Origin of the sequence: Pseudomonas sp. KBW05 (assembly GCF_003852405.1) — a bacterium.
Lineage (GTDB): Bacteria > Pseudomonadota > Gammaproteobacteria > Pseudomonadales > Pseudomonadaceae > Aquipseudomonas.
Genome location: NZ_QAJM01000009.1, coordinates 143,677 through 168,172 on the forward strand (window position 1 = coordinate 143,677; position 24,496 = coordinate 168,172).

The following is a 24,496-nucleotide window of genomic DNA, read 5'->3' on the forward strand; positions in this document are numbered from 1 at the left end:
CCCGTCCCTTACAAGTCGTGGTGCAAGTACGCCGCCTGTTTCGGCAGGCGCAAGCTGAACAGGAAAGCGATCGCCATCATCGCCGTCACGTACCAATAAAAACTGTTTTCCATGCCGATGGATTTGAGGCTCAACGCGACAAATTCCGCCGAGCCGCCAAAGATCGCATTGGCCACTGCATATGCCAGGCCCACACCCAAAGCGCGCACCTGAGGCGGGAACATTTCCGCTTTGACCAGGCCGCTGATGGAGGTGTAGAAGCTGACAATCGCCAGCGCCAGGGTGATCAACACAAAGGCCAGGAACGGGCTGCTGACGGTTTTCAAGGTAAGCAGGATCGGCACGGTGAACAACGTGCCAAGGCCGGCAAACCACAGCATCGAGTTACGGCGGCCGATCTTGTCCGCGAGCATGCCAAACACCGGCTGCATGCACATATACAGGAACAGCGCGCCGGTCATGATGTAGCTCGACGTCTTGGCGTGCATGCCGACCGTGTTCACCAGGTACTTCTGCATATAAGTGGTGAACGTGTAGAAAATCAGCGAGCCGCCAGCGGTGTAGCCCAGCACCGTGATAAACGCCGCCTTATGGTCGCGGAACAGCGCGGCAATGCTGCCGGCGTCCTTGTCTTCGCGCATTTCCTTGCTGGTGGTTTCTTTCAGGGTGCGGCGCAGCAACAGGGAGATCACTGCCGCAATGGCACCAATCACAAACGGAATCCGCCAGCCCCAGGCACGCAGTTCTTCCTCAGTGAGGATTTGCTGCAGGATCACCACCACCAGCACCGCTAGCAGTTGGCCGCCGATCAGGGTCACGTATTGGAAGGACGCAAAGAAGCCACGCTGGCCCTTGAGGGCCACTTCACTCATATAGGTCGCGGTGGTGCCGTATTCGCCGCCCACCGACAGGCCCTGGAACAGGCGCGCGATCAGCAGCAGGATCGGTGCCCAGACACCGATGTCGTTATAGGTCGGCAAAAATGCGATGACCAGGGAGCCGGCGCACATCATCAGCACCGAGATCATCATCGAGTTTTTACGGCCGTGTTTGTCGGCCACGCGCCCGAACAGCCAGCCGCCGATGGGCCGCATCAGGAAACCGGCGGCGAATACGCCCGCCGTATTCACCAGCTGCACGGTGGGGTTGTCCGACGGAAAGAAGGCCGGGGCGAAGTAGATGGCGCAGAAGGCGTAGACGTAGAAGTCGAACCATTCGACGAGGTTGCCGGAGGAAGCCCCGACAATCGCAAAAATCCGTTTGCGGCGTTCTTCTCCGGTGTAGTGACTGGTGGTTGTTGTCATGATTTTTTCACTCAGTGGGAACGGTTATAGCCTAGACATACTTTGCAACAAGCTCGTTCCGCAACCAGACTTTTGGAGGTGTGTTGCCTGGGAGGGCCTCTTCGCGAGCAAGCCCGCTCCCACAGTTGACTGCATTCCAGAGTTGGAACTCGATCAAATGTGGGAGCGGGCTTGCTCGCGAATGATCTCAAGCCAACTCAATAATCAAAGAACACTGTTTCCCGGTCTGCCCCCTGCAAAATCACATTCCACTGATGCACACCCGCTGCATCCTGCTTGGCAATCAAGGTCTCACGCCGCGCAGCCGGCACACATGCCAGCAACGGGTCATCCCCATTCATCGGTTCGCCGTCAAAATAAATGCGCGTGAGCAAGTGCTTCACCAGGCCCCGCGCAAACACCAGCACCACCAGGTGCGGCGCCTGGGTCGTGCCCTTCAACCCTGGCACGGCGCCCGGCTTGATGGTGGTAAAGCGAAACCGCCCTTCGGCATCCACCGGCACCCGGCCGAAACCTTCGAAGTTCGGGTCGAGCGCTTTGTCCTGCTCATCTTCCGGGTGGTCATATTTGCCGGCAGCGTTGGCCTGCCAGACTTCCAGCATGGCGTCATTGACGACATCACCATTGCCATCCACCACTTGCCCGCTGATCGCCACGCGTTCACCCAGGGTGGCGGCAGTGGTCAGGTCTTCGCGGTTCAGCCAGGTCAGGCCGATGTGGTAATACGGCCCGACGGTGTGGGACGTGGTCGCGTTGAGTGTCATCTCATTTCTCCATCGGCGTGGCGTCGCGGCCGCGCAGGACGATGTCCCAGCGGTAGCCGAGGGCATAGGAAGGAATGGTTTTTTCCAGGTCGAAACGGGCGATCAAGCGCTCCTTGGCGCTAGTGTCCGGCACGCAGTTGTAGATCGGGTCGTATTCCAGCAGCGGGTCGCCGGGGAAGTACATCTGCGTGACCAGCCGCGTCAGCACGCTGGGGCCGAACAGCGAAAAGTGGATATGCGCCGGGCGCCACGCGTTGTGGTGGTTGCCCCACGGGTAGGCGCCGGGCTTGATGGTCTGGAACTGATACCAACCGTCGGCGTCGGTGACGGTGCGGCCGGTGCCGGTGAAGTTCGGGTCCAGCGGCGCGTCGTGCAGGTCACGCTTGTGGTTGTAGCGACCGGCGGCGTTGGCCTGCCAGATCTCCACCAGGATGCCCGGCACCGGCAAGCCGTTTTCGTCGAGCACACGCCCGTGAATGATGATGCGTTCGCCCTGGGGCTCGCCGTCATGCTGGGCGGTCAGGTCGTTGTCCTTCGCGTTGATGCGCTCGGCGCCGATGGTCGGGCCGGTAATTTCCGACAAGGAATGGGGCAGAAACACCAACGGCTGCGACGGCGAACGGACATTCGTCGATTGGTAGGCCGGGTGCAGGTAATCAGGTTGAGTGCCCGCTTGCGGGCGCCGGTAACCGGGCTTGTCACTCATTGAGCAGTCCTCTCTTATTAGATGCGTTCAATCGCCAGGGCCAACCCTTGGCCGACGCCCACACACATGGTCGCCAGGCCTTTGCGGCCACCGGTTTTTTCCAATTGGTGCAGGGCCGTCAACACCAGCCGTGCGCCGCTCATGCCCAGCGGATGGCCGAGGGCGATGGCGCCGCCGTTCGGGTTGACCTGCGGCGCGTCGTCGGCGATGCCCAGTTCACGCAGCACCGCCAAGCCTTGGCTGGCGAAGGCCTCGTTGAGTTCGATGACGTCAAAGTCGGTGACCGCCAGGCCGAGGCGTTCCACCAGCTTGCGTACCGCTGGCACCGGGCCGATGCCCATCACTCGCGGCGCAACGCCGGCGCTGGCCATGCCCAGTACGCGGGCGCGGGCGGTCAGGCCGTGTTTTTTCACCGCTTCGGCGGACGCGAGGATCAACGCCGCAGCGCCGTCGTTCACGCCGGAAGCATTGCCGGCCGTCACGGTTTTGTCCGGGCCGTTCACCGGTTTGAGCTTGGCCAGGGCTTCCAGGGTGGTGTCCCGTGGATGCTCATCGTGCTCCACCACGGTCTCGCCTTTTTTATGGGCGACCCGTACCGGTACGATTTCCTCGGCGAAGAACCCAGCGGCTTGCGCGGCAGCGGTACGTTGCTGGCTGCGCAGGGCGAAGGCGTCCTGGTCGGCGCGGGATACCTGGTAATCGTCGGCAACGTTATCGGCGGTCTGCGGCATCGCATCCACACCGTATTGAGCCTTCATCAACGGGTTGATAAAACGCCAGCCGATGGTGGTGTCTTCCAGCTTCATGTCGCGCGAAAACGCCGCGCCGGCCTTGCCCATCACGAACGGTGCGCGGGACATCGACTCGACGCCGCCGGCAATCGCCAGTTCCATTTCGCCACTGGCAATGGCGCGAAAAGCCGTGCCAATGGCGTCCATGCCCGAAGCGCACAAGCGGTTAAGGGTCACGCCCGGAATACTTTCCGGCAGGCCCGCCAGCAACAGCGCCATGCGCGCGACGTTGCGGTTGTCTTCGCCCGCCTGGTTGGCGCAGCCGAGGAACACCTCATCCACCGCGGTCCAATCCACCGAGGGGTTGCGCTCGATCAGCGCCTTGATCGGCAAGGCCGCCAGGTCATCGGCGCGCACCGTGGCCAGACCACCGCCGAAACGGCCGATGGGGGTGCGGATGGCATCACAGATAAATACGTCGCGCATCAGGCTTCTCCTGGCGCTTGGCCGTGGGCGGCGGCGGTGCGTGCTTCCAGGTCACGCAGGGCTGTCAGCTCTTTCTCGGTAGGTTCAGCGGTGGTGCTGACCTGCTCGGCAAAACGAATCGCCCAGCCGGTGGCGGCCGTCACTTGCTCGCGGGTCACACCGGGGTGCAACGCGGTGACGACAAATTCATGGGTGCCCTCTTCCGGCTCCATGATGCACAGGTCGGTAATGATCCCTACAGGCCCGGCGCCCGGCAGGCCCAGACGTTTGCGTGAATCGCCGCCTTCGCCGTGGCCCACCGAGGTAATGAAATCCAGCTTGTCGACAAACGAACGCGCCGACTGCTTGAGGATGATCAGCACGCTCTTGGCAGAGCCGGCAATCTCCGGCGCGCCACCGGCACCCGGCAGGCGCACTTTAGGCTGGTGGTAATCACCGACCACGGTGGTGTTGATGTTGCCGAAGCGATCGACCTGGGCCGCGCCGAGAAAACCGACGTCGATGCGCCCGCCTTGCAGCCAGTAGCGAAAGATCTCACCGGTTGGCACGACGGTGTCGGCGGTTTCCGCCAGCTCGCCATCACCGATGGACAGCGGCAACACGCTCGGCTTGGCGCCGATCGGGCCGGACTCGTAGATCAGCACCACGTCCGGCGACGAGGTCAGGCGCGCCAGGTTGGCGGCCTTGGAGGGCAGGCCGATGCCGACAAAACACACGGAGCCATTCTTGAGGCGACGCGCGGCGGCGACGGTCATCATTTCATTGGTGGAGTAAGCCATCACTTGGCCTCCTGTGCAGTGGCCAGCTTGGCCTGGAATTCACTGAAGTCGGCGGTGCCGTGGATGTATTCGTCGATCCAGGCAGTAAAGGTCTCACGGTCGCGGGCGATGGGGTCCCACGCCTGATAGAAGCGGTTGTCGCGCTCGTTGTAGCCGTGGGCGTAGGACGGATGCGCGCCACCGGGCACATGGCACACCGCAGTCAGGGCCCAGGTCGGCAATACGCAGCTGTTCATCGGTGCATTCAAGTCATCGACGATTTCTTCGACGGTGACGATGCAGCGCTTGGCCGCCAGGGCCGCTTCCTTCTGTACACCCAGAATGCCCCAGAGCAGCACGTTGCCCTTGCAGTCGGCCTTTTGCGCGTGGATCACGGTCACGTCCGGGCGCACCGACGGCACGGCCGCCAGCACTTCACCGGTGAACGGGCAGGTCACGGTCTTGATCAGCGGGTTGACCTTTGGCAGGTCGGAACCGGCGTAGGCACGCAGTACCGCGAACGGCAGGCCGGAAGCGCCAGCGACGTAGGCGTTGGCCAGGTCGGCGTGGCTGTGTTCTTCGATCTCCAGCGGTTGCGGCCATTGCTTCTCGACCGCGTCGCGCAGGCGATGCAGGGAACCCACACCCGGGTTGCCGCCCCAGGAGAAAATCAGCTTGCGGGCGCAACCGGCACCGATCAATTGGTCGTAGACCAAGTCAGGCGTCATACGCACCAGCGTCAGGTCTTTCTTACCCTGACGAATGATTTCATGACCCGCCGCCGTGGGGATCAGGTGGGTGAAGCCTTCGAGCGCAACGGTATCGCCGTCGTTCACGAAACGCTTTACCGCGTCGGTCAGGGTGAGCATTTCAGCCATGGGGTTGGGCTCCCGGTGTGGATCGAAAAAGGCGCAGAGGTGGCGCCGAAGTGCCTTGAAGATTAAGTCGGGGAAATGGCTCTAACAATCCGATAATCGACTAAGTGTTCGATAATCGAACTGATTGTTGCCTGGCTAACTTTTCCTCCGTGCAGGACTTAAAGTGGGCACCGTCCCTTGTGGGAGCGGGCTTGCTCGCGAATGCGGTGGATCAGTTTAAATATCTGTGACTGACACACCGCATTCGCGAGCAAGCCCGCTCCCACACAAGCCCGGTAGCCACAAAATCAGCGCCGGACCCTAGGTCGCATCCGCATGGCTGACCATGCCCTTGATCACCACCGCAGTGGTGGCCAACGCCGCCGGAATCACCAACGCCGTCAGCACCTGCTCGAAATTCCAGCCCAGCCCCAGCAACGTTGCGCCCATCCACGCCCCGAGGATCGCGCCGAAACGCCCAATCCCAAGCATCCACGACACGCCAGTGGCACGCCCCTGAGTCGGATAAAACCGCGCCGCCAGCGAGGGCATCGCCGATTGCGCGCCGTTGACACACATCCCGGCGATCAACACCAAGGTCGCCAGCAGCGTGATATTGCCCAGGCTCTGGCCTACCGCGTAGGCAAACACCCCGGCCAGCAGGTAGAACGTGCCGATAACCTTGTGCGGATTGAAGCGGTCCATCGCCCAGCCCACGCCGACGGCGCTCAGCACCCCGCCAAACTGGAACAACGCGCCGATAAACGCGGCTTGCTCCATGCTTGCGCCACTGTCACGCATCAGGGTCGGCAGCCAGCTGGTCAGCAGGTAGACGATCACCAGGCCCATGAAGTAGGTGAGCCACAGCAACAAGGTGCCGGCGCTGTAGGTGCCGGAAAAGATCACCGCAAACACGTTGCGGGCCTTCACGGTTTTTTGCTCGGGCACGCTGAAGTCGCTGGCTTGGGCGACGATATTCGGCTCGATGGGTGCCAGGGTCTTGCGCACCTTGTCGGTGCCGCGATTGCGCACCACCAGGTAACGCGCCGACTCCGGCAGCCACACCAGCAGCACCACCGCGAGGATCAACGGCAGGATGCCGCCGATCAACAGCAGGCTGTGCCAGCCGAACGCCGGGATCAGCTTGGCCGAGATAAACCCGCCGCCGGCCATGCCCAGGTTGAAACCACAGAACATGCTGGTCACCAGCAGTGATTTGTGGCGCTCGGGGGTGTACTCGGAGAGCAACGTGGTGGCGTTCGGCATGCCTGCCCCCAGGCCAAGCCCGGTGAGAAAGCGCAGTACCAGCAACTGGTCGACGTTGGCGGCGTAGGCCGAGGCCAGGCTGAACGCACCAAACACCAGCACCGCGCCCACCAGCACCATTTTGCGGCCAAAGCGGTCGGCCAACGGGCCGGAGCCGAGGGCACCGAACACCATGCCGATCAGGGCGGCGCTCATCACCGGGCCGAGGCTGGCGCGGTCGATGCCCCAATCCTGGGACAGCGCAGGCGCAATAAAACCCATGGCCGCCGTGTCGAGGCCATCAAGGAAGACAATCAGGAAACACAGGATCACCACGCGCCATTGGTAGCGCGACAGTGGCTGGGCGTTGATGAAGGACTGGACGTCCAGGGTCGTACCAACAGACGGTTGATTCATTATTGTTATTTCCACACCGATGGGCGGGTTGACGACCTGGGGCCGTCATTATTATTGAGTGAGGCGGCGCCCTAGAGCGCTGCCGCACAGTAATAAGGCGGGGGAAACATCGTCAATTGATCAAACCGGGATCTGTGCGATCAGCGAACAGCTTAGGTAAACAACTGCGCGCTCAGCTCGCGGCTGGCGCTGAGCATGCTGGGCAGGAAACGCTGCTCCAGCTCGCTGCGGCTGACGCGGCCGGCGTGGGTGCTGACATTGAGCGCCGCCAGCACCTGGCCGGAGGCGTCATACACCGGCACCGCGATGGAGCGCAGGCCCTGCTCCAGTTCCTGATCGACAATGCACCAGCCCTGCTGACGCACTTGTTGCAGGCACTCAAGCAAGGCCGCCGGGGTGGTCAGGGTGCGGCTGGTCTTGGTTTGCAGGTCGGCGTGGTCGAGGTAGTCCTGCAGGGAGGCGTCATCCAGCGCGGCGAGCAAGATGCGGCCCATGGACGTGCAGTACGCCGGCAGGCGCCCGCCCACCGACAGGTCCACCGAGATCAGGCGCTGGGTCGTGGCGGAGCGGGCGATGTAGAGGATGTCATCGCCTTCGAGGGTGGCCATGTTGCAGGCTTCGTGGAGTTGCTCGCTCATGCGGTCCAGGTAAGGCTGCGCAGACACCGCCAATGGCGTGGACGACAGGTACGCATGGCCCAGGGTCAACACCTTGGGCAACAGCGAATACGTGCGCCCATCGGTGGTGGCGTAGCCGAGTTTGATCAGGGTATAGAGGCAACGGCGCACGGCGGCGCGGGGGATTTCCGTGCGATGGCTGATCTGGGCGATGGTCAGGTGGCGCTTGCGCTCCTGGAACGCCTGCACCACGGCCAGGCCGCGGGCCAGGGAAGTCATGAAATCGGGATCGCCGGTAAACGCCTGGATGCGCTTGGCCGGTGAGGCCACGATCGGTGGCGCCACTGATGCGAAGGAGTTGCGCAATTGATCGTTCATTTCATGAGTCCTTTTTCTTGTTTTCAACCGTCAGCAGGTTTGGCCGCTATTACAAGCCGCACGGGGCGCAATGCACAACGCCAGGCCAGTGACACTGGGCGATTATCGGACACTACTCCGATTATCGCAATTTGCGGCGCCCTGCTATTGCTCAAGCACTGAAAACTTTCTGGCGCCAGATTTTCCGCAATCGACTGACGCGCTTAAGTAACAAAACGCTCACACGAAGTTCGCATTTTTTAACTTTATGGTGATAGTGTTCTTAGAATGCGCCGCTATACTGCAACCTGTGCAGAGGTCAACCCGGTTTCACTATCGGGGCCAGAGCTCGCCAGGCGACACATTCAGTGTGCATCGCCGGTCACAAGTAACCGCTTAAAGTATCGACCTCAGGCCATTCACTCGAACTTGAACGTTAAACCGTTCAACTTTGAACAGTCTGAAGGCGACTTTCCGGTATGGCACTGCACAATAATCAAACTCAACTCATATTAGGTAATACAGTGACGAAAGATGAACTGCGCGCGGAACTTGAGCGCCAGGAACAACGTTACAAGGACGTTTACGGCGGGGAAGTCACCACCTACGCCGCGCAGCCTGAGCCCGAGCGTAAACCTTGGCGTAAACGCGCCAGCTTGCTCGATCAGGCGTTTGCCCAGGAAATCCAAAAGATTGAACAGGAACTCAAGGCTGAAGAGCCATAAGCCCTTCGACCTGAGCTGCGGCACTTGCCACCTCCGCTGGCGCATTGCCAGCCGAGGGCTGCGATGATTCGGCACGCGTCCTATCGTCGCAAACGAAATTTCATACAAATGTTTCAGATATGCCGTTTCAGTGGCATTTCCCCCCTGAAACACGCCCTCGCTTTATAAATCAAAGACTTGCCAAAGCCCCGGAAACCCTGGGATGGGCGCCTTTCGCCCCTGGCATTTCAATGAAGATTGTGACCGATGAGCAGCTAGTGCATCGATTACCGAGGTTTTCTGGCATAATCGCGCCCCCTTACGACCGGGTCAGAAAACCTTCATGATCGATTTATTCAGCGGACTGGATGCTTGGGTTCTAGTGAGCCTGCTGCTCGCCCTGGCCTTTGTCCTCGCCTTCGAGTTCATCAATGGCTTTCATGACACCGCTAACGCGGTGGCCACAGTCATCTATACCAAAGCCATGCCGCCGCACCTGGCCGTGTTCTTCTCCGGGGTGTTCAACTTCCTCGGCGTGTTGCTCGGTGGTGTCGGTGTCGCCTACGCCATCGTGCACTTGCTGCCCGTGGAGTTGCTGATCAATGTGAACACCGGCCACGGCCTGGCCATGGTCTTCTCTCTATTGGCAGCGGCGATCACCTGGAACCTGGGCACCTGGTACTTCGGTATCCCGGCCTCCAGCTCCCACACCCTGATCGGCTCGATCCTCGGTGTCGGCCTGGCCAATGCCCTGATCAACGATATCCCCCTGGCTGACGGTGTGAACTGGCAGAAAGCGATCGATATCGGTGCGTCCCTGGTGTTCTCGCCAATGGCCGGCTTCCTGGTCGCAGCCCTGGTGCTGATCGGCCTGAAATGGTGGCGCCCACTGTCGAAGATGCACAAGACGCCGGACCAGCGCCGCAAGCTTGATGACAAGAAGCACCCACCGTTCTGGAACCGCCTGGTCCTGGTGATCTCCGCCATGGCCGTGAGCTTCGTGCACGGTTCCAACGATGGCCAGAAAGGCATTGGCCTGATCATGCTGGTGCTGATCGGTATCGTGCCGGCGCAGTTCGTCCTCGACCTGGGCAGCACCACCTACCAGATCGAACGCACCCGTGATGCCACCCTGCACCTCAACCAGTTCTACCAGCGCAACCACGAGACCCTCGGTGAGTTCCTGGCCTTGGGCAAAAGCGTGAAGGATGACCTGCCGGGCAAGTTCCGTTGCAACCCGCAGCAGACCGAGCCGACCATCAACGCCCTGCTGGGTACGTTGAAAGGTGTGTCCGACTACCACTCGCTGACCGCCGACCACCGCATTGAAGTGCGTCGCTACCTGCTCTGCCTGGACGACACCGCGAAGAAAGTCGGCAAGCTGCCGGGCCTGGATGCGCGTGAGAAGTCCGACCTGGACAAGCTGCGCAAAGACCTGACCGCCACCACCGAGTACGCACCGTTCTGGGTGATCCTCGCCGTCGCACTGGCCCTGGGCCTGGGCACCATGGTGGGCTGGAAGCGTGTGGTACTGACCATTGGTGAGAAGATCGGCAAGCAAGGCATGACCTATGCCCAGGGCATGTCGGCGCAGATCACCACGGCCACCATGATTGGTTTCGCCAATATCTTTGCACTGCCGGTGTCCACGACCCACGTACTGTCGTCGGGTGTGGCCGGTACCATGGTTGCGAACAAAAGCGGCCTGCAAGGCGGGACGGTCAAGACCATCCTGATGGCGTGGGTACTGACCTTGCCAGCTACCGTTGGCCTGTCGGCCGGGTTGTTCTGGCTGGCGTCGAAGGCGCTGGGCAGCTGATAAGCCGCCTGCAATAAAAAAGGTGCGATCCGCGAGGGTCGCACCTTTTTTTATACCTGTACTTCGGCACAAATGTGGGAGCGGGCTTGCCCGCGATAGCGGTGGATCAGCACCTGATTCATCAACTGACAGACTGCTATCGCGGGCAAGCCCGCTCCCACACAATCCCACTCATATTGGAGAGCGGCGGTGTTAGTTAAATAGCAGGCAAAAAAAAGGGCGACCGAAGTCGCCCAAAATGCCTTGCGTGCTCATGTAATCCAGAAAGATCTATTTTTTCCGCTTATTGGCGTCTTTCCAGATAAAAAAACCAAACCCTACAAAAAACAGCACCATGAGGCTGACAGTCAGCACTCCGGCAAAAACCACATTATCGAAAAACATGACCGGCCTCCTGCACTTGCCCTGTTGCGATAGGGCTAAGTTAATCGAGAAGGCGGATTGGAAAATTGACGGGGATCAATGCCGCCCACAACGGGGCGTAAAGAAGGGCAATAACTGACCTGCATCAACAGATGCAGGCTGTTTCAACGCTTTTTCGGTTTGTTCTTGGGTTTCTTCTTGGCCTTGCCCAACGGCATGGCCTGCTCGAAGGCCTGGCGTACTTCATTCAGGCGCTTGTCGTTGAGGTCGTGCACGCGCTTGGCACGTTCGGCATTCAGGTCGATCAGCTTGTCATCATCACTCATGGCTTGGCTTACGTTGTGGCGGGAATGCCTCAATAATGCGGCCTGCCCCGCCCGACGGCAAATCAGCGGGCGACAAAATGCAGGTCATCGCCCAAAATCGGCACTTCTCTCAGGCAACGGAGCGCACTCACGTGGCACTGCACAAGGACCTTCCGCCCTTGCTGGCCCTGCGCGCCTTTGAGGCCGTGGCGCGGCACTTGAGTTTTATCAAGGCGGCGCATGAGTTGTCGGTGACCCAGAGCGCACTGAGCCATCACGTGCAAAAACTTGAGCAGCACTTGGGCAAACCGCTGTTTATCCGACGCACCCGTGCGATTGATCTGACTGGCGACGGCCAACGCTACTACGACGAAATCCGCCCAGCCCTCGACGCCATCGCTGCCGCCACCCGCACCCAACGCGCCGCCCCCAGCACCACGGTGCTGCGCATCGGCCTGCTCGCCTCCTTCGCCACCTTGTGGCTGGCGCCACGCCTGGCGGACTTTCTGCATCGCTACCCGCATATCCAGGTGGAGTTGTTACCGGCGATTCAACTGGCTGATGTCGCCGCCGCCGAAGTGGACCTGGCGATACGCTATGGCAAGGGCGATTGGCCCGATGTACAGGCCACACGCCTGATGGCGGAAGTGATCTCGCCGGTGTGCAGCCCGGCGTTCAAGGCACGGCATGACAGCCCGCTGCTGATGGCCACCTCCCACCGGCCGTTCGAATGGACCGATTGGTCCGCGCACTACCATGCCGATCTCACCGGCCACCCCCGCGTGATGCTGCACGACTACAACATCGTGGTCGAAGCCGCCGTGGCCGGCCAGGGCATCGCCATGGGCCGCCACCGCTTGATCGAGCGTCGGCTCAAGGACGGCAGCCTGGTGCAAGCCTTTGACTGGCCGCCGTATCACAGTGACATCGGTTACTGGCTGATCGCCCCCCAAGGCCCTGCCAGCGCGGCGGCCGCATGTTTCAGCCAATGGCTGAAGGACGCCTGTGGCGATGCGTGAGTTTTTTCGATTCATTGGGTGAGAACTATCCGTTTGTCGCCGGCCGGCCTGGCCGACATGCTCAAGCCTCTTTTACCGTTGAGGATTGATCATGAGCGACTCCCTGCGCCAACGCGTGCAAGCCCTTGGCCTCACGCTGCCGACACCCAGCCAGCCGGCGGCCAACTACCTCAACTATGTGATCAGCGCGAACCAGTTGTTCGTCTCCGGGCAGATTCCGCTGGTGGAAGGCAAACCGGCCTACATCGGCCGCCTGGGCGAATCCCTCAGCGATGAGGAAGGTACCCAGGCCGCCGAACTGGCGGCGCTGGGCCTGCTGGGGCAATTGAGCCATGCGCTGGGGGATGACCTGTCGCGCCTGGTGCGCACAGTGCGCCTGGGTGTTTTTATCGCCAGCAGCGGCGAATTCACGCACCAGAGCGCGGTCGCCAACGGTGCGTCGAACCTTTTGGTGAATGCCCTCGGCGACAAAGGTCGGCATGTGCGCACCGCCGTCGGGGTGGCCAGCCTTCCCGCCGGTGTCGCGGTGGAGGTGGACGGGATTTTCGAGCTGCAACCATGAACCTGCTCGACACCCAAGCGCTGCGCGACGCCACACCCGGCTGCCAATCCGGCATCGTCCACCTCAATCATGCCGGCGCCTCGCTGCCGAGCCAGGCCACCCTCGATGCAATCATCGCGCAACTGCACCGCGAAGCCCGCGACGGTCCGATGGAAGCCGGCGAGCATGGCGCCCTGCTATTGGAAAACGCCCGCCGCGCGGCCGCGCAATTGCTCAATGCGCCCGCCTCGTCGATTGCCTTCGCCAGCAGCGGCTCGGCGGCCTGGAATATGGCGTTCCAGGCACTGGCCCCGTGGCAGCCGGGCGACCGTATCCTGGTGGGCCGCCATGAATGGGGCGGCAACCTGGCGAGCATGCAGCTCGCGGTGCAAGCCGGCGCCCGCGTGGAGGTCATCCCCTGCGATGCAAGCGGCGCGGTGTGCCCGCTGGCGCTGGAAGCGATGATCGACGCCAACGTGAAGCTGATCGACCTCACCTGGTTGCCGGCCAACGGCGGCCTGATCAACCCGGTCCAGGCTATCGGCGAGGTCGCCAAAAAATACGCGATCCCTTATTTCATCGACGCCGGCCAAGCTGTCGGCCAGGTGCCGGTGGATGTCCAGGCGCTGCACTGCGATGTGCTCAAATCGGCGGGCCGCAAGCACCTGCGCGGGCCGCGCGGTACCGCGTTGCTGTATGTCCGGCCGGCGTTCCTTGCGCAGTTGAACCCGGCCCAGCGCGATGTGTTTTCCGCGCCGTGGACGGCCGACGGATTCGACCTGCGCAACGACGCCCGCCGCTTTGAAACCAGCGAAGTGTCCTACGCCTTATTGGCGGGATTGGGTAATGCATTGCAGGAGATAAATCGCCTGGGTATCGAGCAGGTGTGGGAAACCATCAGGCAGACCAGCCAGCAGAGTCGGGAAGCGCTGCGCCAGATCCCAGGCATTGCCTTGCATGATCTGGGCGCCAGCCAATCGGGCCTGATCGCCTTCAACCTGGCCGGTTGGGACGCCTTTGAACTGAAACGGCGGCTGGGCTTGCAGGGCATCAATATCGGCGCCAACGGCGTGGCCTACACCCCGCTGGATATGCAGGCGCGCGGCCTGGCCAGCGTGGCGCGGATTTCCGTCAGCCCGCTCAATAACGCGGACGACATCGAGCGGCTGCTGGCCGCCCTGCGGGCATTGTGCGGCTAGACTTCGACATCCACCCACAAGCCCTGGCGCGGTGCATCTTCAATCAGCGGGATCACCGGCACGGTATTGTCGGCATTGAGCACATCCCCCGGAATCGCCAGGTGCTGCTCCGGGTCTTCGTCGGCTTCACGCCGGCGCTTCTGTTGCTCTTGCTGGCGCCGCTGTTCTTCGCGCAGCAGCAGGGTCGATTGCTCGGCGTCACGGTTTTTCAGGTCGATGGTGCTTTCATTGGAGCCCGGTTGTACTGGCACCACGGGCGGGATGTCCGGCTTCTGGCGCACCGGATCGAGTTGTGACGTGACCGGCACAACGCTCACGGGCAGCATGGGTGGCAGCATAAGGTTTACTCTCCTGATCAACAGGCTGTCGGCACGCCGGATTGCGACTTGAGCGCGCACTCGCCAAGCTGTGACCCAGTCGACACTCCCAAGTGCCCGCCACCCGTCGATCCGACTTCCGCGCAGCCACGCAAACGGAGTAGTTTTTGTCAGGAGTCCTTTGGCTGAGGGCCGTGTTCCGTTAAGATAGTCGGCTTTTTCACGGCGGGAGTCAGGCAGCATGGCGCAGCAGTATCAACCGGGGCAACGCTGGATTAGTGACAGCGAAGCAGAGCTGGGGTTAGGCACCGTTCTGGCACAGGACGGGCGCTTGTTGACCGTGCTCTATCCGGCCACTGGCGACACCCGCCAGTATGCGCTACGGAATGCGCCCCTCACCCGCGTGCGGTTCTCGCCGGGTGACAGCATCACCCATTTCGAAGGCTGGAAAATGACCGTACAGGAAGTCGACGACGTCGATGGCCTGCTGGTCTACCACGGCCTCAATGGGCAGAACGAGCAGGTCACCCTGCCGGAAACCCAACTGTCCAACTTCATCCAGTTCCGCCTGGCCAGCGACCGTCTGTTTGCCGGGCAGATCGACCCGCTGGCCTGGTTCTCGCTGCGTTACCACACCCTGGAACACACCAGCCGCCAGTTGCAGTCCGCCCTGTGGGGCCTGGGTGGCGTGCGCGCACAACCGATTGCCCACCAATTGCACATTGCCCGTGAAGTCGCTGACCGTATCGCGCCGCGGGTATTGCTGGCCGACGAAGTAGGCCTGGGCAAGACCATCGAAGCCGGCCTGGTGATCCATCGCCAGCTGCTGTCGGGCCGCGCCAACCGCGTGCTGATCCTGGTCCCGGAAAACCTGCAACACCAGTGGCTGGTGGAAATGCGCCGCCGCTTCAACCTGCAGGTTGCGCTGTTCGACGAAGAACGCTTTATCGAAAGCGATGCCGCCAACCCGTTCGAAGACACCCAGCTTGCCCTGGTTGCGTTGGAATGGCTGGTGGACGACGAGAAGGCCCAGGATGCGCTGTTCGCAGCCGGCTGGGACTTGCTGGTGGTCGATGAAGCCCACCACCTGGTCTGGCACGAAGAAAAAGCCAGCGCCGAATACGCCCTGGTCGAGCAACTGGCCGAAGTGATTCCTGGCGTGCTGCTGCTGACCGCCACCCCGGAACAACTGGGCCAGGACAGCCACTTCGCGCGCCTGCGCCTGCTGGACCCGAACCGCTTCCACGACCTGGCCGCCTTCCGCGCCGAGAGCGAGAACTATCGCCCGGTGGCCGAAGCCGTGCAGGAGTTGATGGACAAGGGACGCCTGTCGCCCAAAGCGCATAAAACCATCCAGGGTTTCCTCGGTGACGAAGGCGAAGCCCTGCTCACCGCCGTCAACGATGGCGACACCGAAGCCAGCGCACGCCTGGTGCGTGAGCTGCTCGACCGCCACGGCACCGGCCGCGTGCTGTTCCGCAACACCCGCGCCGCCGTGCAGGGTTTCCCGGAGCGCAAGCTGCACGCCTACCCGCTGGCCAACCCGGACGAATACCTCGAACTGCCGCTGGGCGAGCACGCCGAGCTGTACCCGGAAGTCAGCTTCCAGGCACAACCGGACATCGAAGAAGAACACCGCTGGTGGCGCTTCGACCCACGGGTCGAGTGGCTGATCGACCAGCTGAAAATGCTCAAGCGCACCAAGGTCCTGGTGATCTGCGCCCACGCCGAAACCGCCATGGACCTGGAAGACGCCCTGCGCGTGCGTTCCGGTATTCCGGCCACGGTGTTCCACGAGGGCATGAACATCCTCGAACGTGACCGCGCCGCCGCCTACTTCGCCGATGAAGAATTCGGCGCCCAGGTGCTGATCTGCTCCGAGATCGGCAGCGAAGGCCGCAACTTCCAGTTCTCCCACCACCTGGTGCTGTTCGACCTGCCGTCCCACCCCGATCTGCTGGAACAGCGCATCGGCCGTCTGGACCGGATCGGCCAGAAACACGTGATCGAACTGCACGTGCCGTACCTGGAAACCAGCCCGCAAGAGCGCCTGTTCCAGTGGTACAACGAAGCGCTGAATGCCTTCCTCAACACCTGCCCGACCGGCAACGCCTTGCAGCATCAGTTCGGCCCTCGCCTGCTGCCGCTGCTGGAAGCCGCCGACGACGGCGAGTGGCAAGCCCTGATCGACGAAGCCCGCACCGAGCGCGAGCGCCTGGAGCAAGAGCTGCACACCGGTCGCGACCGCCTGCTGGAACTCAACTCCGGCGGTGCCGGCGAAGGCGATGCGTTGGTCGAGGACATCCTCGAGCAAGACGATCAGTTCGCCCTGCCGATCTACATGGAAACCCTGTTCGATGCGTTTGGCATCGACAGCGAAGACCATTCGGAAAACGCCCTGATCCTCAAGCCGAGCGAAAAAATGCTCGACGCCAGCTTCCCCCTGGGCGACGACGAAGGCGTGACCATCACCTACGACCGCAACCAGGCGCTGTCGCGCGAAGACATGCAGTTCATCACCTGGGAACACCCGATGGTGCAAGGCGGCATGGACCTGGTGCTGTCTGGCTCGATGGGCAACACCGCCGTGGCGCTGATCAAGAACAAGGCGCTCAAGCCGGGCACCGTGTTGCTGGAACTGCTCTACGTCAGCGAAGTGGTGGCACCGCGCGCCCTGCAACTGGGCCGTTACCTGCCGCCGGCGGCACTGCGCTGCTTGCTGGATGCCAATGGCAATGACCTGTCGGGCCGTGTGTCGTTCGTGACCCTCAACGACCAGCTGGAAAGCGTACCACGCGCCAGCGCCAACAAGTTTATCCAGGCTCAGCGCGACCAACTGACGCCACGGATCAACGCCGGTGAAGAGAAAATCACCCCGCAACATGCCGAACGCGTGGCCGAGGCCAAGCGTCGCCTGGCGGCGGACACCGACGAAGAACTGGCGCGCCTGACCGCGTTGCAGGCGGTCAACCCGACTGTGCGTGACAGTGAGTTGGTGGCGTTGCGCAATCAGCGCGAGCAAGGGTTGGCGATGCTGGATAAAGCGGCTTTGCGCCTGGAAGCGATTCGAGTGCTGGTCGCCGGCTAAACAAGAAGGCCCGCGCAATGCGGGCCTTCTTTATTTGCCTTTCGGGCCTCTTCGCGAGCAAGCCCGCTCCCACATTTGATTGCATTTCAACTGGAGAAACTCAGTCGAATGTGGGAGCGGGCTTGCTCGCGAAGGCGTCACCTAAGTCTCAAGCTGTCACCGCCGAACCCGGCACCTCCACCGCACTCAACCCCTCCTTCATCTTCTTGGCATCGCGCACAAAACACCGCGACGCCTGGAACAGAAACAGCATGGTCAAGAACAGCGCCACCGGAATCAGGTACATGGCGTCATGCAACCCCACCGCCTTATAAGCTTCCGTCATCTGCTCCGCCCCCGCCGCATACATCGCCGAATGGGCAAAATGGTCCGACAAGCCCCCCACCACGATCGGCCCCATGCCACCGCCCAGCAAGTACAGCCCGGCAAAAAACAGCGCCATCGCCGTGGCCCGCAGACGCGGCTCGACCACGTCCTGGATCGCCGTGTACACGCAGGTGTAGAAGTTATAGGCAAACAGCCAGCCCACACTGAATACCGCGACAAACACGCCAATCTCAATGCGCCCGGCGTGGAGCGCCCAGGCCGTGGTCACGGTGGAGATAATCAGGCTGAACGCAGCAAACAGCAGCCGGCCATTGGCGATGCGCTGATGGATCTTGTCGGCCACCCAGCCGCCCAGGGTCAGGCCCACCAAACCGGTCAGGCCAACGATCACCCCGGTGGCCACCGCCGCATCCTGCAACGGCATCAGAAAGTAACGCTGCAGCATCGGCACCAGGAACGAGTTGCACGCATAGGTAGCAAAGTTGAAGCACAGCCCAGCCAGTACCAACCACAGGAAGGTCGGCACCGCCAGGACGCGGCGGATCGGGCGGTCCACACGCTCCTGGGAGACTTGCACGGTTTCCGCCGCGCCGCGCTTGGGTTCCTTGATATAGAACATGAACACCGCCAGGATCATCCCCGGCACGGCGGCGATAAAGAACGGCGCGCGCCAGCTGTCGAACGCCTTGACCATCCAGCCGATGGTGAAAAAGGCCAGCAACAAGCCCAGGGGCAGGCCAAGCATAAAGATGCCCATGGCCCGGGCGCGGCGGTGGGCGGGAAACAGATCGCCGATCAGCGAGTTGGCGGCCGGTGCGTAGCTGGCCTCGCCGATACCGATGCCCATGCGCACCAGCAAGAAGGTCCAGAAACTGCCGACCAGGCCATTGACCGCCGTCAGCCCGCTCCAGGCGAACAGGCCCCAGCCCATCAGTTTGCTGCGCGAACCGGTGTCGGCCATGCGCCCGAGGGGCAGGCCGGCAATGGCGTAGACGATGGTAAAGGCGGTGCCGATGATGCCGAGCTGGAAGTCGCTCAGGTGCCATTCCATGCGGATTGGCTCGATGATGATCGCGGGAATGGTGCGGTCGAAGAAATTGAACAGGTTGGCGAGGAACAGCAGGAACAGAATGCGCCAGGCATTCGCCGCTTGGGTCGAGTTCTGCATGGGTCCGTCTCTTTTATTGTTATGAGAGCTGCGATGCCCGATGCATCCTGCCCGGTATCAGCAACATAGTCAGGCTGGCGGCGGTTGTCTGTAATGATTCGTAAAGCTGATAGGGCATGATTTCACCCACGATCCCGGGACTTTCCCTACGAAAATATATGTGTGCGCCCCTCTTCCCAACGGCCATGGCGCAGATAGAATGGCGAGCCTTCCGGTAGTACCCCCTCTTACTTTTCTTATCGATGACGTCCATGTCCGAAGCCAGTCCGTGCCTGAATTGTGGTGCCTGCTGTTCACACTTCCGTGTGTCTTTTTTCTGGGGCGAGTGCGCCTCATCCGGCGGGACGGTACCGGACGAATTGGTGGTGCAGATCAATCCGACGCGCGTGGCGATGATCGGCACCGACCAGAAACCCGTACGTTGCTGCAGCCTTGAAGGGGAAGTGGGCAAAGGCACCAGCTGCTCGATCTACGCGCAACGGTCGAGCACTTGCCGTGAGTTTGAAGCGTCCTGGCACGAGGGCGTGCAGAACGTCGATTGCGATGCCGCCCGCGCTGCCTTTGGCCTGGCGCCGCTGGAGATGCCCTTCGAGTTGGACCTGCCCATCAGCGCTTAGCATCAAACGCTATGGCAGGCATGCCAAAATCGTTGAGAGCAAAGTGCCATTATCCATGGCGAATTCCGCGGGGCTTCTATACTCGAGGTCGTAGGCCATTGCTGTAGGCAATGGCGCAATGACTTTAACGGGACATGCTATGGAATGGCTTGGTCTGCATTTCTTTACCGAGCTTCCAGAGAACGGGCACTTATTACTCAATTGCAGTCATAACCCCTTCCTGGTTCTGCTGGCCTACTTGGTCGCCTGTGCGGCGGGTTTTGGCACCCTTGATATGGCTGAGCGGGTTGGCCACGTCGAAGACCCTACCGCCCGACGCCGCTGGCGCTGGCTCGGCGCCGGTTGCCTGGCCGGCGGCATCTGGTCCACCCACTTCATCAGCATGCTGGCCTTCCAGGCCCCTATCGCTATTCATTACGAACTGATCATGACGTTCGCCTCGCTGCTGATCGCCATGATCGCATCGCTGTTCGCCATGCAAACCCTCAGCCACACCCATTTGCGCTTGCATCAGTACCTGCTGGCATCGGTATGGATGGGCCTGGGCATCGCCTTGATGCACTACGTGGGCATGTCGGCCATGCGTTCCCAGGCCCAGGTGTACTTCGAATCGGGGCTGTTCATGGCCTCGGTGGGTATTGCCATCGGTGCCAGCCTGGCGGCGCTGCTGCTGTCGAGCTACCTGCGCAATGGTGCCGGGGTGTTCCACCAATTACTCAAGTACGCCGCCAGCCTGGTGCTGGGCGCCGGCATCCTGAGCATGCACTTCACCGGCATGGCGGCGATGCGCATGATGGTGCCCACGGGCGCGGATCTGTCGTTGCCACTGGACAACAACCCCATCCAACTGGGCCTGTCCGTGGCGGTGATCACCCTGCTGGTGATCGGCAGCAGCGTCAGCGCGGCCCTCGCGGATAAAAAGCTGCAACATAAGGAACGCGATCTGCGCCGGGTCAACGCCTTGCTTACCGAACTGGATCAGGCGCGCGCCTCTCTGCAACAGGTGGCACATTTTGATGCGCTGACCAGCCTGCTCAATCGGCGTGGGTTCAATCAGATCTTTGCCGAGAAATTGGCGGAAAAAACCGCTTCAAACGGCATGATGGCGGTGATCTTCCTCGATATCGACCACTTCAAACGCATCAACGACAGCCTCGGCCACGATGCGGGCGACCAATTGCTCACCGTGCTCGCCGCGCACATCAAGGGTTCGGTGCGCAGCCATGAAGACGTGGTCGCACGGTTTGGCGGCGATGAGTTCTGCATTCTGATCAGCGTCCATCACCGGGATGAAGCCCGGCACATGGCACAGCGCATCATGCAAAAAATGAAAGAACCCATCGAACTGGCCGGGCGGCGCATGGTGATGACCACCAGTATTGGTATCAGCCTGTTTCCCGATGACGGCCTCACCGGTGAAGAGTTGTTGAAAACCGCCGACCTGGCGCTGTACCAATCCAAGGACGCCGGGCGCAACGGCCTGACCTTCTTCAGCTCCAACCTGAAAACCCGCGCCTTCCTCGAACTGCAACTGGAAGAAGAACTTCGCGGTGCCCTGCGCGCACGCAACCAACTGGTGCTGTTCTACCAGCCGATCTTCGACATGAAGCTGGGCAAGGTCACGCGCCTGGAAGCCCTGGTGCGCTGGCAGCATCCGGTGCATGGCCTGCTTGCCCCCGATCGCTTTATCGGCATCGCCGAAAGCAATGGGTTGATTGCCGAACTGGACCACTGGGTGTTGCGCCAGGCCTGTCATGAACTCAGCCTGCTGTCTGACCGCGGCTACACCGAACTGACCATGGCGGTGAACTGTTCTGCCCTCAACCTGGCCCGCGACGAACTGGCCGATGAGATCGAAGATGCCCTGCGTTTCAGCGGGATCGCAGCCCACCGCCTGGAACTGGAAGTCACCGAAAACGCACTGATGGGCAATATCAGCAGCACCCTCGCCCTGTTGCGGCAGATCCGTGCGCTGGGCGTTTCGCTGGCCATCGACGACTTCGGCACCGGGTATTCATCCCTCGCCTACCTCAAGCGTTTGCCGCTGAACACCTTGAAGATCGATCGCTCATTTATCCAGGACATCCCCAAGTCCACCGCCGACATCGAGATCGTCCAGGCAATTATCGGTATGGCCCACACCCTGCACCTGCAAGTGGTGACCGAAGGCGTGGAAACCCAGGCGCAATTCGAGCTGCTGCTCAAACATGGCTGTGATTACGTCCAGGGTTACCTGTTGAGCCCGGCCGTGTGTGCCGCTGACGTTATCGGTGTCATCCAGGGCATTCAGATGCGTAATCCGTTGTACCCGTTCAGCGTGGCGGGCACCAAGGACCCGCTGGCCCCCAGAGCCTCCGCCCCGGTCCGTATCGGACCGACTTCGGTGATCCGGCCAATTCGCTGACGCCGAAACTTTGGCATTTCGCCATCATTTGCTTAAAGAAACCCGACAGACGGCCGATTCATCAGAGTCCGGTCACGATTTCCCTTGAAAAAGCAGGGTTAAACCCGAGCGTCCCGGACTAAGACGCGCTGCAAAGTCGCGAACTTTCATTCAGTGATGGCTCCTTGAATTTTTGCAGCCATCCGCCCAGGTACATGGCGCCCAATGACTTCCAAAAATAACTCTGCCACCGTGGTCCCCGACGTGTTGCCGACAGCACCTGCGGAAAAATCCCCAGGCTCAAAGTCATTGAGCAGCGCCCGCCCGCTGGCGACCCAGCAGTACTTGTACTTCACCGAAACCAATACTGACCGCATCCTCGATAACCTCGACGGCCTGCGCGAAATGGTGTTCCCGCGCCTGCCCCAGCAGGAGGGCGACGGCGACCCGCGCAACGAGCAGGAATTTCCCTCGGTGTGCCTGATCGGCCTGGGCCGCTGCGGTTCGAACATCGCGCTGGACGTCGCCGAGCTGGTGTACAACGCGCGCAAGTTTTACCTGAACGAATTCAGCAACGAAGACAAGTCGGTGGACAAGGGCTACAGCCCGGCCCAGTGGATCCGCAACAACCTGCGCCTGGGCGGCGGCAAGGCCAGCAAACCGGTGTTCCTGGTGGAACCGCTGGTGATGCTGGGCGACTTGGACAAGGACATCGCCGGGCGCATCCGCTTCTCGCGCAAGGGCGAAAAAAGCGGCTTTTTGCGCGACTACAGCAAGATGAAAATCATGGACCTCTCGGAAGTCCATGCCGGTGGCGCCGGTAACGCGCCGATCCTCGGCCAGTACCTGGCCAAGATCATCCTCAACAAAGACACCCAGCGGTTCTCCAGCCCCGACTGGAAGATGATCCACTCGTACCTGATCGACTCCTGCGGCATCAAGGCCAACCAGTCGCGCCTGTACTTCTCGATCTTCAGCGCCGGCGGTGGTACCGGCTCGGGCATGGCTTCGGAATTCGGCCTGGCCCAGCAGCACTCCTACATGAACAAGACGTTCGACACCAAGCCCGCCGACGAGCACGACAGCAAGAGCGGCCATGCGTTTGTGTTCGAGCCGATCTTCACCAGCGGCATCTGCGTGCTGCCGAATATCTCCGACCACCGCAGCGAAATGTCCGAGGCGCTGCACATCAACGCCGGGCGTTTGCTCTGCAAGTATCTGTCGGAAGAATGGGATTTCTCGTACAACTTCGCCAACGAAGACAGCAGCGAAGCCAGCGTGAAGGGGCGCATCCGGCCGTGGAACGCGATGATGTTGATCTCCAACGACATCATGCGTTACGCCGAAGAAAGCGATGACGGCAATATCCAGAACATTGACGTCAATGCCATGGAAAAACACGCCAACCAGTACATCTCCCAGCAGATCTTCAACATCCTCACCGCCCAGGCGGTGACCACCGACTACGACCAGAACTACTTCCGTCGCGCCGGTATCGACATTGGCGAGACCATCCGCCTGGATGCCAACGACCTGTTCATGAGCCTGGCCGGCCCGGTGGCGATTGCCTACGCCGAATCCGTCGTCCCGGAAACCCCGGCGCCGTCCAATGACAAGTTCAAGGTATTCGATAAAGAACCGCAGCGCCTGAACATCGACGATCTGTTCTTCCGCTCCATCGACCTGCCGCACTTCAACAAGGTCACCCAGGCCATCGAAGGCATCAGCCTGTTGCCGATCGAGTCCAAGCGCTACAAGGCGTCCCTGGAGCAGTACAAGAACTCCGGCTACGACGCGGCGGCGCTGCATGACTTGCACTTTTTCAAGAACTGCTCGTCGGTGGTGTCCATCGTCTCGTTGCCCAAGGACTACAAGCTGTCCTACATGGACCTCAACCGGCTCAAGACCCACCTCAACAGTCTGTTCCCCAACACCACGCTCAAGCGCTACGCCTTGGTGATCGGCGCTTCGGCCAACCTGTCGCTGACCACCCTGATCGCCAAGAGCCCGTGCCTGTCGGATGATTTCCTCACGTTGATCGTGGCGTTTATCAAACGCTGCTTTGCGCGCAACCCGTACCGCTTCGATGAGACGCTGGACAACTCGATCCTGGACTTCATCATCCACGAGGACTTCGACGAAGACCGCATCGACGAGTTGCTCAACGAGTTTGAAAACCCGGCGAAGATCCTCGATACCAACTGGTACGCGATCAAGCCGATGTATGAAAAGAAGTACCGCGAGCTGATCAACGACAAAGAGAAGTTTGTCTCGATCAATGACATTCGCCTGTCACGGGATTGCGTGAAAAAGGCGATCAAGTACCTGCGCGAGATTTACCGTCACCGCATCGGCAAGACCAAGGTGATTTCGCTGAATAACTACACCGGCAAGACGTTCTAGG

At 61.2% G+C, this 24,496-nt stretch carries 21 protein-coding genes; 9 read left to right on the forward strand and 12 right to left on the reverse strand.

Going from position 1 to position 24,496, the window contains the following annotated elements; all coding sequences use genetic code 11:
* Positions 1–8 precede the first annotated feature (8 nt).
* From DBR46_RS09390 to pcaR, 8 genes are all read right to left on the reverse strand, one after another.
* The gene (locus DBR46_RS09390; protein ID WP_124525955.1) at positions 9–1,304 is read right to left on the reverse strand and encodes an MFS family transporter; all 1,296 of its coding nucleotides are present in this window, start codon (positions 1,302–1,304) and stop codon (positions 9–11) included.
* Between the two features lie 197 nt (positions 1,305–1,501).
* Positions 1,502–2,068, reverse strand: a complete 567-nt coding sequence (gene pcaG, locus DBR46_RS09395; protein ID WP_124525956.1) for a protocatechuate 3,4-dioxygenase subunit alpha — start codon at positions 2,066–2,068, stop codon at positions 1,502–1,504.
* Between the two features lies 1 nt (position 2,069).
* Positions 2,070–2,774 carry a protocatechuate 3,4-dioxygenase subunit beta gene (gene pcaH, locus DBR46_RS09400; protein ID WP_124525957.1) on the reverse strand — a complete coding sequence of 235 codons (705 nt, stop codon included), beginning with the start codon at positions 2,772–2,774 and terminating at the stop codon, positions 2,070–2,072.
* A gap of 17 nt (positions 2,775–2,791) precedes the next feature.
* On the reverse strand, positions 2,792–3,994 hold the full coding sequence (gene pcaF / locus DBR46_RS09405) for a 3-oxoadipyl-CoA thiolase (RefSeq protein ID WP_177414032.1): 1,203 nt from the start codon (positions 3,992–3,994) through the stop codon (positions 2,792–2,794).
* A complete protein-coding gene (locus tag DBR46_RS09410) occupies positions 3,991–4,773 on the reverse strand; it encodes a CoA-transferase subunit beta (protein ID WP_177414028.1) in 783 nt (260 codons plus the stop codon). Before DBR46_RS09410 ends, pcaF begins: the two co-directional genes overlap by 4 nt.
* Positions 4,770–5,627, reverse strand: a complete 858-nt coding sequence (locus DBR46_RS09415; RefSeq protein WP_124525960.1) for a CoA transferase subunit A — start codon at positions 5,625–5,627, stop codon at positions 4,770–4,772. The genes DBR46_RS09410 and DBR46_RS09415 overlap by 4 nt, the downstream gene beginning before the upstream one ends.
* A 300-nt stretch (positions 5,628–5,927) precedes the next feature.
* Entirely contained in the window at positions 5,928–7,268 is a 1,341-nt protein-coding gene (locus DBR46_RS09420) for an MFS transporter (RefSeq protein WP_124525961.1), read from the reverse strand.
* 152 nt (positions 7,269–7,420) lie between these two features.
* A complete protein-coding gene (pcaR, locus tag DBR46_RS09425) occupies positions 7,421–8,263 on the reverse strand; it encodes a pca regulon transcriptional regulator PcaR (protein WP_017735916.1) in 843 nt (280 codons plus the stop codon).
* Positions 8,264–8,766: 503 nt separating this feature from the next.
* Between pcaR and DBR46_RS09430 the strand changes: the two genes are divergently transcribed.
* Positions 8,767–8,967: a hypothetical protein gene (locus tag DBR46_RS09430; protein WP_003172389.1), complete on the forward strand. Its 201-nt coding sequence runs from the start codon at positions 8,767–8,769 to the stop codon at positions 8,965–8,967.
* Positions 8,968–9,289: 322 nt separating this feature from the next.
* Positions 9,290–10,765: an inorganic phosphate transporter gene (locus tag DBR46_RS09435; protein ID WP_124525962.1), complete on the forward strand. Its 1,476-nt coding sequence runs from the start codon at positions 9,290–9,292 to the stop codon at positions 10,763–10,765.
* A 270-nt stretch (positions 10,766–11,035) separates the two neighbouring features.
* Here the strand turns inward: DBR46_RS09435 and ccoM are convergent, their stop codons facing one another.
* The gene (ccoM, locus tag DBR46_RS30675) at positions 11,036–11,149 is read right to left on the reverse strand and encodes a cytochrome c oxidase subunit CcoM (RefSeq protein ID WP_017735918.1); all 114 of its coding nucleotides are present in this window, start codon (positions 11,147–11,149) and stop codon (positions 11,036–11,038) included.
* A gap of 143 nt (positions 11,150–11,292) precedes the next feature.
* Entirely contained in the window at positions 11,293–11,454 is a 162-nt protein-coding gene (locus DBR46_RS30305) for a hypothetical protein (protein WP_003172386.1), read from the reverse strand.
* 131 nt (positions 11,455–11,585) lie between these two features.
* Here DBR46_RS30305 and DBR46_RS09440 point away from each other — a divergent pair, with 131 nt between their 5' ends.
* The 3 genes from DBR46_RS09440 to DBR46_RS09450 all read left to right on the forward strand — a co-directional run bounded on the left by DBR46_RS09440 (position 11,586) and on the right by DBR46_RS09450 (position 14,192).
* Positions 11,586–12,452 (forward strand): LysR substrate-binding domain-containing protein, encoded by an 867-nt coding sequence (locus DBR46_RS09440; RefSeq protein WP_124525963.1) that lies wholly within the window; start codon positions 11,586–11,588, stop codon positions 12,450–12,452.
* Between the two features lie 91 nt (positions 12,453–12,543).
* Complete coding sequence (locus tag DBR46_RS09445; protein WP_124525964.1) at positions 12,544–13,014, forward strand: RidA family protein; 471 nt, start codon at positions 12,544–12,546, stop codon at positions 13,012–13,014.
* A complete protein-coding gene (locus DBR46_RS09450) occupies positions 13,011–14,192 on the forward strand; it encodes an aminotransferase class V-fold PLP-dependent enzyme (RefSeq protein WP_124525965.1) in 1,182 nt (393 codons plus the stop codon). Before DBR46_RS09445 ends, DBR46_RS09450 begins: the two co-directional genes overlap by 4 nt.
* Here the strand turns inward: DBR46_RS09450 and DBR46_RS09455 are convergent.
* Positions 14,189–14,530 carry a hypothetical protein gene (locus tag DBR46_RS09455; protein ID WP_017735922.1) on the reverse strand — a complete coding sequence of 114 codons (342 nt, stop codon included), beginning with the start codon at positions 14,528–14,530 and terminating at the stop codon, positions 14,189–14,191. The genes DBR46_RS09450 and DBR46_RS09455 overlap by 4 nt on opposite strands.
* A gap of 220 nt (positions 14,531–14,750) precedes the next feature.
* On the opposite strand from DBR46_RS09455, the gene rapA reads away from it, so the two are divergent.
* Positions 14,751–17,597 (forward strand): RNA polymerase-associated protein RapA, encoded by a 2,847-nt coding sequence (gene rapA / locus DBR46_RS09460; protein ID WP_124525966.1) that lies wholly within the window; start codon positions 14,751–14,753, stop codon positions 17,595–17,597.
* 148 nt (positions 17,598–17,745) lie between these two features.
* Here the strand turns inward: rapA and DBR46_RS09465 are convergent, their stop codons facing one another.
* Positions 17,746–19,092, reverse strand: a complete 1,347-nt coding sequence (locus DBR46_RS09465; protein WP_124525967.1) for an MFS transporter — start codon at positions 19,090–19,092, stop codon at positions 17,746–17,748.
* A 251-nt stretch (positions 19,093–19,343) separates the two neighbouring features.
* Between DBR46_RS09465 and DBR46_RS09475 the strand changes: the two genes are divergently transcribed.
* The 3 genes from DBR46_RS09475 to DBR46_RS09485 all read left to right on the forward strand — a co-directional run bounded on the left by DBR46_RS09475 (position 19,344) and on the right by DBR46_RS09485 (position 24,495).
* Positions 19,344–19,709 (forward strand): YkgJ family cysteine cluster protein, encoded by a 366-nt coding sequence (locus DBR46_RS09475; RefSeq protein WP_124525969.1) that lies wholly within the window; start codon positions 19,344–19,346, stop codon positions 19,707–19,709.
* A gap of 139 nt (positions 19,710–19,848) precedes the next feature.
* The gene (locus tag DBR46_RS09480) at positions 19,849–22,113 is read left to right on the forward strand and encodes a bifunctional diguanylate cyclase/phosphodiesterase (RefSeq protein ID WP_124525970.1); all 2,265 of its coding nucleotides are present in this window, start codon (positions 19,849–19,851) and stop codon (positions 22,111–22,113) included.
* A 204-nt stretch (positions 22,114–22,317) separates the two neighbouring features.
* A complete protein-coding gene (locus DBR46_RS09485) occupies positions 22,318–24,495 on the forward strand; it encodes a hypothetical protein (protein WP_124525971.1) in 2,178 nt (725 codons plus the stop codon).
* The last annotated feature ends 1 nt before the right edge of the window (position 24,496 follow it).